13 protein-coding genes and 1 pseudogene are annotated in these 10,823 nt (G+C 54.9%); all 14 read right to left on the bottom strand.

Going from position 1 to position 10,823, the window contains the following annotated elements; all coding sequences use genetic code 11:
* The coding region (locus tag DW205_RS21615; protein ID WP_121963164.1) for a lysozyme at window positions 1–385 on the bottom strand (385 nt) is incomplete at its 3' end.
* Window positions 382–885, bottom strand: a complete 504-nt coding sequence (locus DW205_RS21610) for a DUF3872 domain-containing protein (protein ID WP_002560970.1) — start codon at window positions 883–885, stop codon at window positions 382–384. The genes DW205_RS21610 and DW205_RS21615, both read right to left, overlap by 4 nt.
* Window positions 882–1,784, bottom strand: coding sequence for a toprim domain-containing protein (locus tag DW205_RS21605; protein WP_002560971.1), 903 nt, complete (start codon window positions 1,782–1,784; stop codon window positions 882–884). Before DW205_RS21605 ends, DW205_RS21610 begins: the two co-directional genes overlap by 4 nt.
* A 7-nt stretch (window positions 1,785–1,791) precedes the next feature.
* Entirely contained in the window at window positions 1,792–2,367 is a 576-nt protein-coding gene (locus DW205_RS21600; protein ID WP_008764729.1) for a conjugal transfer protein TraO, read from the bottom strand.
* A gap of 2 nt (window positions 2,368–2,369) precedes the next feature.
* Window positions 2,370–3,356 (bottom strand): conjugative transposon protein TraN, encoded by a 987-nt coding sequence (traN, locus tag DW205_RS21595; protein WP_002560973.1) that lies wholly within the window; start codon window positions 3,354–3,356, stop codon window positions 2,370–2,372.
* A 47-nt stretch (window positions 3,357–3,403) separates the two neighbouring features.
* The gene (gene traM / locus DW205_RS21590) at window positions 3,404–4,750 is read right to left on the bottom strand and encodes a conjugative transposon protein TraM (protein ID WP_002560974.1); all 1,347 of its coding nucleotides are present in this window, start codon (window positions 4,748–4,750) and stop codon (window positions 3,404–3,406) included.
* Window positions 4,731–5,018 carry a TraL conjugative transposon family protein gene (locus DW205_RS21585; RefSeq protein ID WP_002560975.1) on the bottom strand — a complete coding sequence of 96 codons (288 nt, stop codon included), beginning with the start codon at window positions 5,016–5,018 and terminating at the stop codon, window positions 4,731–4,733. The genes traM and DW205_RS21585 overlap by 20 nt, the downstream gene beginning before the upstream one ends.
* A 39-nt stretch (window positions 5,019–5,057) precedes the next feature.
* Complete coding sequence (gene traK, locus DW205_RS21580; protein ID WP_002560976.1) at window positions 5,058–5,681, bottom strand: conjugative transposon protein TraK; 624 nt, start codon at window positions 5,679–5,681, stop codon at window positions 5,058–5,060.
* A gap of 31 nt (window positions 5,682–5,712) precedes the next feature.
* Window positions 5,713–6,717: a conjugative transposon protein TraJ gene (gene traJ / locus DW205_RS21575; RefSeq protein ID WP_002560977.1), complete on the bottom strand. Its 1,005-nt coding sequence runs from the start codon at window positions 6,715–6,717 to the stop codon at window positions 5,713–5,715.
* A 4-nt stretch (window positions 6,718–6,721) separates the two neighbouring features.
* Complete coding sequence (locus tag DW205_RS21570; RefSeq protein ID WP_002560978.1) at window positions 6,722–7,351, bottom strand: DUF4141 domain-containing protein; 630 nt, start codon at window positions 7,349–7,351, stop codon at window positions 6,722–6,724.
* Between the two features lie 23 nt (window positions 7,352–7,374).
* Window positions 7,375–7,755 carry a DUF3876 domain-containing protein gene (locus tag DW205_RS21565; protein ID WP_002560979.1) on the bottom strand — a complete coding sequence of 127 codons (381 nt, stop codon included), beginning with the start codon at window positions 7,753–7,755 and terminating at the stop codon, window positions 7,375–7,377.
* Window positions 7,756–7,789: 34 nt separating this feature from the next.
* Window positions 7,790–10,294, bottom strand: a complete 2,505-nt coding sequence (locus DW205_RS21560; protein WP_004356142.1) for a TraG family conjugative transposon ATPase — start codon at window positions 10,292–10,294, stop codon at window positions 7,790–7,792.
* A complete protein-coding gene (locus DW205_RS21555) occupies window positions 10,291–10,623 on the bottom strand; it encodes a DUF4133 domain-containing protein (RefSeq protein WP_008764731.1) in 333 nt (110 codons plus the stop codon). Before DW205_RS21555 ends, DW205_RS21560 begins: the two co-directional genes overlap by 4 nt.
* Before the next feature lie 10 nt (window positions 10,624–10,633).
* Window positions 10,634–10,789: pseudogene (locus DW205_RS21550) on the bottom strand (DUF4134 family protein); the annotation flags it as partial.
* Window positions 10,790–10,823: the final 34 nt, after the last annotated feature.

The raw sequence follows: 10,823 nt of genomic DNA, 5'->3' as shown, positions 1-10,823 counted from the left end.
ACTGTATTTTTAGGATAATGCTGGGGTTTGGATAACTTCTGTTATCCGAAATTTCGGATAACAGAAGGCTGTCTTTCCCGAACTGCCGGAACATCGCGCAGAACTTCCGCAAGTCTTTCCGCAGAAGCACGTCCGCCTGCCGCTTCGTCATGGTTCGTGCCGAATATCTTTCGTCCGGCAGAATTTTGTGACCCCAACCCACGTATGGGTGGTGTTTTTCCGAGTGCCAGCCCTCAAAATATTTCGTGCAGCACACCGCCCTCTCGAAAAGTGGCAAACGGTAGATTGCCGCCTGCCCGTCCATTCCCTCTCGGCGGCTGATCCGTGCGGACACGGAACAGACCGCCATAAGCGAACAGAGCATTACCATGAATACACGCATCATTTCAGCAAGGGGCTGAAGTTGCCGATGGGAACGATGGTCAAACCGTCATCCTTTACATTCCGGTTGTTGAAGTCAAATTCCAGCTCGAAGGAGTTGCCGAAGTTGTCCTCCACCACCACAATAAAGTTGTGCGCCTCTTCGCCCTCCGCCGTGTAGTACAGGCGGAACTTTTCGTTCTCCAGCAGGTAGCGGTCGTTGGGCAGGAAGGTGATGCCGTTATCCATTTTCAACTTTCCTTCTCCCTCAAACTGAAAATAGCGGATGGTATAAAGCGTGTTAGCGAAGTCGCCCTCCTTTTTCAGTTCACAGCGGATTTCCACCGTCTGCCCCTTTGTCACCTTGTTCGGCACGGGCATGACCTCCACCGTGAAGGGATAGGACTGTTGGATGTCCATGTCGTCATCGCACGACACGAGGGTGAATGACACAGCGGCTATCAGGCATAACGCCACCACCTTAAAGATGTTTGTACTCTTGTTTCTGTTGTTCAGTATGTTCATTGTTCTTCGATTTTTAGATGATTGTTTTTCTGTTTTTTCGTTGTCCGTTGCAGGTACTCATTCAAGTCCTTGCAACCGTCATAGAGGGAGGAACGGTCGGCGACACGCGCCCCATACCGTTTGGCAAGAGCGTCAAGCGTCCGCCGTCCGGCTTCGTCACGGTCAAGGAAGCATCCGATGCGCCCGTAGCCGTCCAGCAATTCCGCCGCCTTCTCCACGTTGGCGACAGAGTTCAGAACAAGGCAGTCAGCGTTACCGGTTACGCCAAGCGTCACAGCGGAGAGAAAGTCCATGAAGCCCTCAAACACGAGGCACTCGTCAGCCGGGATTTCCTTCGTCCTTGCCAAAGACACATCTTTTGGCGGGATGCACCCCTTGAAAAATCGGCTTCGGACTTCATATCCACCTGCCATATTCAGGAAACCGACAGCAAAATACCGTTTTCCACGCACACTGTAGTTCAGACGGCAACAGTGACGGGATGTGATGGCGATGGGTATGCCACGTTCCGCCAGATAGTCCGTCAACGGTGAGCGAAGTAACGGAGCGACCTCCACATCCTCAAAGACGGGTTCGGTCGGCTTCGGGAGATAGGCGGGCTTTTCCCATCCGGCAACCGTCATATTGGCGGCTTCCGCTATGAACTTCGCTTGCTTCATGAAGTCATCGCTTTGCAGAAACTCCCCGGCAAGCGTGAAGATGTCGCCGCCCTTGCCCAAACCGAAGTCGTACCAGAGCTGTTTCGCCACGTTCACACGGAAAGAGGGTGTGCGCTCGCCCCTGTACGGGGCAAGATACCACAGCTCGTTACTGCTCCTTCTAACAGGCTCATGCCCCAGCCGTGCGAGAAAATCCGTAAGCGGCATCCTTCTGACAGCATCTATTTCCGTCCTTTCCATGCCCGTGTCAGTTGATGATGAACTTGATACCGACCCCGAACTGCGTGTGAAACTTCCGCGTGTCGCCACCCCAAAGGCAACGCTCCCGCAGATTGGCAAGCAGGGCTATACGGTCTGCCACGTAGCATTCCACATCGAGCGTCAGCGCGCCGCCGTAGATGAAGGCGTCCCGGTCGTGCAGCGTAGAACCGTCATGCAGCACCTTCGTTCCCCAGTTCACCGACTCATATCCGGCAAGAGCCGAAGCCCCGGCATAGACGAACACGATTTTTCGAGCGTCCGACAGTATCTTGAAGTAATAGCCGCCCTCCGCCGTGAACTGCGCCACGGGTATCTTGGTGTTCTTGTAAGGATTGTTTTTCAGGAGGTATTCGCCACCGAACACCCACTTGTTTCCCCTCTTCGTGTAGGTGGAAAGAGACGCCCCGAAACTGTAGCCGCCGTCCTTGCCACCGGGATTGAAACCGTCCGCCATGTCCGCCCTTACCTCGATGCCATGCATCTTCGGCAGACACCGCTGGGCGTGCGCCTGCCCCGTGAAAAGGGCAAGCGACGCGATGATTATTGCGATGTATTTTCTCATGGTCAGCGCACTTGAAGTTCGTTAATGGTGCTGGCTCGTACCAAATCCTCGTTCTCAATCACGAAGGACTGGTGACGGCCGCCGTTCTTCTCGTTCAGCTCCACCACGAGGCACTTGTCGTCGGGGATGGTGAACTTCGCCATCGTGAAGACCGTGCGCTCACTTTTTTTGCCCGGCACGAGAGTGGCGTAGTTCTGCGCACGGAGCGGCAGAATGATCTGCTCCTGCACGGCGGTACGTTTCGCCACCTTCTTGTCCACGATTTTCCAAGTGATGTAGTCCACATCGAAAGGCACGTTGCTCTGGTTCTTTATCTCCGTGTGGAAGTAGAGTAAGCCGTTGTGCGTGTAGATGCCTTTCAACAGGTATTGGATGCCGAAACGCTTGCAGCCGATATGCTTCACCTCGCGCTTGTTCTGTTTGTGGATGGACTTCATGATAAGGCGCACCAGCATCGGGCTTTCGCTGCCCAGCTCTTTCAGATAGATTTCCTGCGCATTGTTCGGGCGGTTCACCGTACTGCCGTCATGGATGAAATCGCACATCTCCACGTTGAGTAACAGCGGTTCGGCGGCGTACTTCACGTTGAAGGTGTAGAAACTGCCGTCCTCCGTGATGACGGACATATTCGTTTCGTTGGGAAAATTTCTCACGGTAGCCTTCACGCGGATGACGTTCTCCGCTCCGTCGGCTTTCCCGGCAATCAGGTCGGGCGAGCCTAAATCGACATAGCGCACCTCCGCCGGAAAAATGACGTGGACGGTCTTGTCATAGGTCACTTCCAGTCCGTGCGGCGGTATCATGCGGTCGAAGGTCAGCTTGCGCGACAGACCGTGATACAGGTCGCCGTCCGCCTCCTTCTGCGGATAGACCTCCTTCGTCAAGGTCGGCTGTTCACTTCCTTTGGTCGTTTCAACGGTTACATTCTCCTGCGCGTTGGCAGTTGCGATGCCCATAGCGAGGGCAAACATGATGATTACTTTTCTCATTACTTTTGGATTTTAGTGGTAAATGTTTTTTTGATTGATTGTTGTTTTCAGTCCTTTTCCTGATAGAGCATGACCCTGTACCCGGCTTTCAGATGCACCTTTACGGTTCGCATCTTCTTGGCGATGTACTGGCTCGTGCCTTGTATCAGCCCCTTGCCCAAATCGGAGGCGAGCTGCGCCCCGGCATTGGTGGAGATGTTGATGCTGCTCCCTAACGAGCCGCCCATGTTGGCGGCGACCTCCCTGACGGCGTTCATCTCCATCGAGTTCGGGATGAAGATACCGGGCTGTCCGTCCGTGTCATAGACCGCAAGCTCCACCGGGATAATCGTGCCATCGTATTCCAGCGAGGTGACCTCGATGTCGAGCCGCTCACCCTGTATCTTGCCCGTGCCGACCACCACTGCATTGCGTGGGATTGTTCTGCCCGCCACCGCCATAGGCTCCAGCAGGCGCAACCTTACCGTCTGTCCGTCCGTCACGCTCTGCGCACCATGCACACATGCCGGGATGGTATTCCGGTCCGATACCTCTGTAGTGCCGACAGCCGTGTTGAACCCCCGGTTGCGCTCCTGCGAGAAGGTGGCGACAAACTCCGCGTTGCTCATGGGCTGTGCAAGGGAGGAAACGACTTGGCGGGTCACTTGCCTTACGGGTGTCGCCGTGTTCTTCTTTCCCTTCTGCACGGTGGAAGGCTCTGCCGCCTGTTCCGGCTTTCCTCCGTTCTGACCGCCCATGTACTTTGCCGCCAGCTCATAGGACTTCTCCATAAGTGCCACCTGTTCGTCCATAGATGAAGTCCTGCCCTTCTCGCTTTCCAGTTCCGACTCCAGCGAGGCGATGCGCTCCAACAGCTCATCCATCTCGGCATTGTCGTTCTTCGGCTGTTCGTAGAAGTTGCCGAGGGTGGCGTTCAGGTCACGGTAGGCGGCTGCGGAGGATTGGATGGTCTGCGGCGTGGCGGGCTGTGCCTTTTCCTCTTTGCCGCCCGGATTGGCGAGGTCGAAGTCCGTCCCGTCCTCCGTTCCAGCTATCTCGCGGTCGAACATGTCGCCCAGCTGCCCGATGGCACGGTTGCGGCTCTCCAGACGCTCTTCCATCTCCCCATGCTCGTAGGCTTTCAACTTGTCGCCGATAATCTGCCGGTTCGCCTTGTCCGCGTCGGGCATCTCGGTGTTGTATCCGTCTGTTCCCGGCTGTTGCTCCTTGCCGGAGGACGGGGCGAATATCAGCCACATCGCCCCGATGAACACCAGCACCATAGCGGGCAGGACTATCATCTTCTGCCGTTTCAGCCGCTGCGCCTCGGTCAGCGGTTCGCGCCCCTTTTTCGGCTTTCCCGTGTCGGGAGCGGCTTTGTTCTCTTTCGTCGGTTCATTCTTCGTCTGTTCCATATAAATAAGGTGTTAAGTGATTGTCAGTTTCCACCGGGGTCGGCAGTTCCACCCGTCCGGCGTGTCCCGTTTCCATGCGTAAGCCGTCGTTCCTGCCGATGTCATAGACGGCTCTGCCGAAGGTGTAGAGGGCAAGCACCGCGAAGGCGGCGAGCATCCCCAGTACGATGCGGCGGCGTGTTTCCGGCGGCAAACCGTCCAGATACCCTTTGAGCCTTGCCACCAGCCGTTTCCGTTTGTCGTGGAGCTTCCAGTACACGCCCCACATTGTTTTTCTGATACTTTTTACTTTCCGTTTCATAATCCGTTACCGTTTGATAGTCTGTAAATCCTTATTCTCGATGATGGTGAAACCCTCGATGGTGAAGCCGTTGGGATTGTCGTCCGACCGTGATGCGTTCAGCAGGCGGCAGGTGGTCACGAGGCTGCGCTCGGTGACGTTGCTTTGCCGGATGATTTTCTGCGTGGCGTAGGTCACGGCTCGGTAGGGATAGGCGTTGAAGTCACACACCACGCTGTCCACCTTCAACACTTGGTTGATGTTTCCGGCGATGATGCGGTTGTAGTACCCCTTCTCGGCGAAGTCCGAATAATAGTGGTACACGCTCTTGTCTGCCAGCAGCAAGGCACGTTTTACGTTGTGTTCAATCGCGCTTTTTTCAGGTGACAGCGTGAAGAAAAGCTCGTGGAAGCGGCGCACATGCTCCCGTGCCTCCGCTGGACGGTTCTGCGACAGATCCTGCGACAGCGCAAGCATCAGCGACTTGCCGTTGTCCAACACATAGATTTTCTCCCGTTGCTTCTCCGCGAAACGGTAGGAGTTCCACACGCTCCACACCGTCACCACGGTGCACAGCGAGAGGAAGACGATACCGAACAGGCGTATCTGCCTGAACGATGATTCGATGTTTTTAAGTGACTTAAATTCCATTGTTGTTTATTCGTTTTTAATTGTCAGTTGATTATTTCAGTAGTTTCCCGGCACGTCCGACCACGTTTCCTGCGGCTGCACCCGCCACGCTGCCCGCCATGCTTCCGGCTCGTCCCGCCATCTGGTTCACGTTGCGACCGTAACCGCCCATGCCTCCGGCTTGGATAATCCAGCCGGCAACGGTGGGAATGGTGAAGTATCCGATGATGCCGATGCAGAGGAACACGATATACACCCCGTCGCTCGAATCCAGCGAGAAGTTCGGGTCTGCCTGCATCCGCTCGATGTCGCTTTGCAGCATCAGCACCTGTATCTTCGCCAGTATGGTGCTGAACATGTCCGACACCGGAAGCCACAGATAGACCTGTATGTAGCGGCATATCCACTGCGTGAGCGTGCTTTGGAAACCGTCCCATACCGACAGGGCGAAGGCTATCGGACCGAGTATCGCCAGCACCACGAGAAAGAAGGTGCGGACGGTGTCTATCACGAGGGCGGCGGCTTGGAACAGCAGTTCCAGTATCTCGCGGAAGAAGTCGCGGATACTCTTCTTCATGTTGTACATTCCCCGGTCGATATACATTCCCGCCATCGTCACCATGTCGGAGGGCGACCAGCCGAGTTCCTCCAGTTGCTTGTCAAATTCCTCGTTGGACACGAGGTAGGCGGTTTCGGGGTTGCGTACCATCGCCTCGTATTCCAGCTTGTCCTTCTGCTCCCGGTATCGGTTCATGTCCAGCGTTTCCGCCTCCAGCATCTTTGCCGTGCCCTGTACGACGGGTGAGAGGATGCTGTTTATCGTGCCCAGCACCACAGTCGGGAAGAACATGATGCACAGACCGATGGCAAAAGGACGGAGCATCGGGAATACGTCTATCGGTTCGGCTCTCGCCAGCGACTGCCATACCCGGTAGGCGACGTAGAACAGCGCACCCAGCCCGGCGATGCCTTTCGCCACACCCGCCATGTCCCCACATAGCGGCATCATCTGCTCATAAAGTGAGCGTAAAATCTGATGAAGGTTATCGAACTCCATAGGCTTACCAGTATCTTTCGTTCATGTTCCCGTACAGCCCCATGATGCGGTCGAGGTCGTTCTTTTTCTTCGCACGCAGATAACTCACGGAGATGTTCTTGTTGGTGTAATAGCTCACAAGGTTGCGGTAACGCTTCATTTTGGAGTAGCAGCGTTCCACCACGTCCATGCGCTCCTTGTCGGTCATGGAGAGCGTGGTGATGTTCACCACATTCTTCAGTTCCGTCAATACTTCGTTGCTCTCTTCCAGCAGTTTCGTGTAACCGAAAGCGATTGCCGACAGCTCTTCTGGTCTGAAATTTCCATCACGGAGCATCCTTTGGAAACTGTTTACATAAATGTCGGTGATGTCGCCTACCATCAGGATGGTCTGCTGCACCTTGCGGGCGTCCTTGACGAGATTGTTCACCGATTTGAGGGCATCGTAATACTTTTTGCCCTGCTGATAGATTTTCACCGTTTCCTGAAAGTTGCTCACCATGTTCGTGGCAGTCTTGGAGGTATGGATGATGTTTTTGGAGGCATTGATGATACCCTGCGCCAGATTGCCCGGATCGCTTACGACCCACTGTGCGCTTGCCCTGCCTGCGAAAAGCAGGCACAGGCAGATAATCATTGTTATTCTTGTTCTCATGTTACTTTGGATTTTAGTGGTTGTTATTCTTCTGTCGGGTGTCCCGGCTGCGGTTTCACCCGCACATAGTCGCCGCCCGGCGAGAAGGTCAGCACGTCCGTTGCCTCGTTGTAGGACACGTCGATGCGGAAGCCGGTGTTCATGAACAGGTTGTCGTTTTCCTCCTGCAAGAGATAGGTTTCCGGTTTCAGCTTGCGGCGCAGACCGCTCCGGCGGAACACCGTCACCTTGTAGGCTTCGCCCTCCTTGTAGATAAGCACATCGGGCTTCCCCTCCACGCTCTCCCAGTTCCCGCACAGCATATCACGGCGGTTATCGACCACATCGCAGGATTGCAGCATCATGACCGCCAATCCGATCAGGCACTTGCTGACTTGCAGCATTTTAACTTTTGATAAATTCATACGCATTTCTTGTTTTTAGCTGATGATTAAATGATTAACTTTTGGTTCTCCGCTTCTCGGCAAGTTGCCGGATGGCGGCTTCGATGTCGCCGCCCAACTTCTCCGCCAGACGGTAAACCTCCACTTTCTCCGTTTCCTCGGTGGTGTACGCCAGATATTCTTCTGCACTGACCTCGGTGGCATAGACCGCCGATTGTGTGCCACCCAAGCCTATCCACACCTCCTTGTAGAGCCGTGAAGGGTTGTTCGCCATGTTGATGGAGAGTATCTGCCCTTTCTCCTTTTCCGTCAGTCCGAGCAACGCCTGTATCTGGTCGAACTTGTTCATGTACTTGCGCTGGTCGAGAAGTATCTTGCAGTCGGAGTTGTTGATGATGCTCTCCTTGACCACGGGAGAGGAAATGATGTCGTCCACCTCCTGCGTCACCACGATTGCCTCGCCGTAATATTTTCTGACCGTCTTGTACATATAGCGCAGATATTCAGCCATGTTCGCTGAAGAGAGAGCCTTCCAAGCCTCTTCCACAATAAGCTGTTTCCGTACCCCTTTTAGTCGCCGCATCTTGTTGATGAAGGCTTCCATGATGATGATGGTCACGACGGGGAACAGTTCGCGGTTTTCCTTAATCGAATCTATCTCGAAGACAATGAACCGCTTGCCGAGCAGGTCGATGTTCTCCGTGGAGTTGAGCAGGAAGTCGTAGCGTCCGCCCCGGTAATACTGCCGCATGGTGGTGAGCATGTTGTCGATGTTGAAGTCGGACTTCTCCACCTTGATGTCACGCTGTGCCAGTTCCTTGCGGTAGTCGTCACGCATATACTCGTAGAAGGTGTTGAACGACGGCACGATGCTACGGTCGGATTGGATGCGCTCAATATAGGCACTCACGGCACTGCCCAGCTCGCCGCTCTCCGTCTTTGTCACCTTGTCGTCCTCCGACTTCCAGAGCGTCAGCAGCAGGGTCTTGATGCTGTCCTTCTTCTCCACGTCGAAGATGTAATCGTCGGTGTAGAACGGGTTGAACGATATGGGCTTCTCTTCCGTGTAGGTGAAATACACGCCGTCCGCTCCGCCTGTCTTGCGTCGGATCATGCCGCACAAGCCCTGATAGGAGTTTCCCGTGTCCACCAATACCACATGTGCGCCTTGCTCATAATATTGGCGCACGAGGTGGTTCATGAAGAAAGACTTGCCGCTGCCCGAAGGACCCAGCACGAACTTGTTGCGGTTGGTCGTGATACCCCGCTTCATGGGCAGGTCGGAGATGTCAAGGTGCAGCGGTTTTCCCGTGAGCCTGTCCACCATCTTGATGCCGAAGGGCGAGAGCGAGTTGCGGTAGTTGGTTTCCTCTGTGAACAGGCACACCGCCTGTTCGATGAAGGTGTGGAAACTCTCTTCCGCCGGGAAGTCCGCCGCATTGCCGGGTATCGCCGCCCAGTAGAGTGTCGGGCAGTCGATGGTGTTGTGGCGCGGCACGCATTCCATGCTTGCCAACTGGCTGCCCACGTCGTTCTTGATATGCTTCAGTTCCTCCGCATCGTCGCTCCACGCCATGACGTTGAAGTGTGCCCGTACCGAGGTCAGTCCGTAGGAATGGGCTTCGTTCAGGTATTGGTCTATCCACTCGCGGTTGATGCTGTTGCTCCTTGAATAGCGAGATAGCGACTGCATGTTACGGGCGGACTTCTCGAACTTATGCAAGGTTTCCTCACTGTTGTCTATCAGCACATACTGGTTGTAGATATGGTTGCAGGAGAGCAGAAGCCCCACCGGGGAGGCGAATGACAGTCGGCAGTCACTCCGGTCGGTGGAGAGCTTCTCGTAACGGGTGTCGGTAGCCACCTTGCCCGGCAGGTCTTCCGCGTCGGAGAGGGTGTGCAGACACAGGCGGTTGTCGCCGATGCGCATCTCCCTTGCCGAAAGCTCGATGTCCTGCAAGGTGGTGTCACCTTCCGACATGAGCGAGAAGTAGCGTTCAATAAGTCCCGTATTTCCCTCAGTACCCACAATCTCATCGGTGGAGAGGCGGCGCAGCCTGACAAGCCCGCTGTCGTTCATGATGCGCTCGAACTGTTCGCAGGCTTCCAAGAACTTGGTCGTGGTTTCCCTGTCCAGCTCCTTCGGGATGATATGTCCCCGGCACAGCGTGCTGAAATTGCTCTGCATCCGGTTACGCTCCTTTGTTGTCTTGGTCAGGTAGAGGTAGCAGGTGTGTTTCAGGTACGGACGCTCGTTGAAGTGACGCTCGAAAGAGCGGCTTAAAAAGCTCATGTCGTCCTTCTGAAGCTCCGGTTTGTAGCGTTCCTTGATGAACCAGTCCTGTTTGTGGACGACGGAGTAGTCCGGCAGCACCTTGATAGCCTTGCACCAGCAACTGTGTATCGCCTCGTACTCCGCACCCGTCACGGTGTAAAGTTCCGGCAGTTCCACCTCGAAAGCCACCGTGATGTCGGCGTCCTTTGAGATGATGCAGCCATGCTCCACCGCTAAAAGTGGGAACCTGTTTTCCAGTGTTGTCATTTTCGATGTATTCCTCATTGTCTTTCTTCCTTTCGTTGTCGTTTGAACAGACGGGGTATCCGCCGCCGGTTGATAAGGTATCGGGGATGGCTCCGTGCCGCTCCTAATTTCATCAGCCCGTGTTCGCCGTACCGGGCGTTCAGCGCGAAGGTCTGCCATACAAGGAGGGAGGACGATGCCGCGCCGAAGCCGATACATATCCACTGGTCGATACCGACCATGTAGAGGATGACGAACAGGACGAAGAGAGCCAGCAGACCTCCGCAGAAGATGAAGAGGTACTGTGCCTTCAAGCCCTTGAACTCTACCGGACGGCCGATACCCTTGTTGATTGGGTATTCAGCCATACATTATTTATTAAAGGAAGAATGAGCGCAGGATGGTGGCGGCAACAATCAGGAAGATGCACGCGCCGAACCACGAGGCGGCTGTCTTGCTGGTGTCGGGGTCGCCCGATGAAAACTTGCCGTACACTTTTACGCCCCCGATAAGCCCGACGACTGCACCGTAAGCATTCGATAAACTCCCCCTTTCATTCTAAAAATGT

This window comes from Parabacteroides sp. AM17-47, assembly GCF_003434625.1.
Taxonomy (GTDB): domain Bacteria; phylum Bacteroidota; class Bacteroidia; order Bacteroidales; family Tannerellaceae; genus Parabacteroides; species Parabacteroides distasonis.
This window is presented reverse-complemented; position numbering and strand designations above follow the sequence as displayed.

Bases quoted from the DNA above. Each gene is read 5' to 3' on its own strand.
- DW205_RS21610 (WP_002560970.1), bottom strand. From the start codon at position 885: ATGAACATACTGAACAACAGAAACAAGAGTACAAACATCTTTAAGGTG.
- DW205_RS21605 (WP_002560971.1), bottom strand. From the start codon at position 1,784: ATGGAAAGGACGGAAATAGATGCTGTCAGAAGGATGCCGCTTACGGAT.
- DW205_RS21600 (WP_008764729.1), bottom strand. From the start codon at position 2,367: ATGAGAAAATACATCGCAATAATCATCGCGTCGCTTGCCCTTTTCACG.
- traN (WP_002560973.1), bottom strand. From the start codon at position 3,356: ATGAGAAAAGTAATCATCATGTTTGCCCTCGCTATGGGCATCGCAACT.
- traM (WP_002560974.1), bottom strand. From the start codon at position 4,750: ATGGAACAGACGAAGAATGAACCGACGAAAGAGAACAAAGCCGCTCCC.
- DW205_RS21585 (WP_002560975.1), bottom strand. From the start codon at position 5,018: ATGTGGGGCGTGTACTGGAAGCTCCACGACAAACGGAAACGGCTGGTG.
- traK (WP_002560976.1), bottom strand. From the start codon at position 5,681: ATGGAATTTAAGTCACTTAAAAACATCGAATCATCGTTCAGGCAGATA.
- traJ (WP_002560977.1), bottom strand. From the start codon at position 6,717: ATGGAGTTCGATAACCTTCATCAGATTTTACGCTCACTTTATGAGCAG.
- DW205_RS21570 (WP_002560978.1), bottom strand. From the start codon at position 7,351: ATGAGAACAAGAATAACAATGATTATCTGCCTGTGCCTGCTTTTCGCA.
- DW205_RS21565 (WP_002560979.1), bottom strand. From the start codon at position 7,755: ATGAATTTATCAAAAGTTAAAATGCTGCAAGTCAGCAAGTGCCTGATC.
- DW205_RS21560 (WP_004356142.1), bottom strand. From the start codon at position 10,294: ATGAGGAATACATCGAAAATGACAACACTGGAAAACAGGTTCCCACTT.
- DW205_RS21555 (WP_008764731.1), bottom strand. From the start codon at position 10,623: ATGGCTGAATACCCAATCAACAAGGGTATCGGCCGTCCGGTAGAGTTC.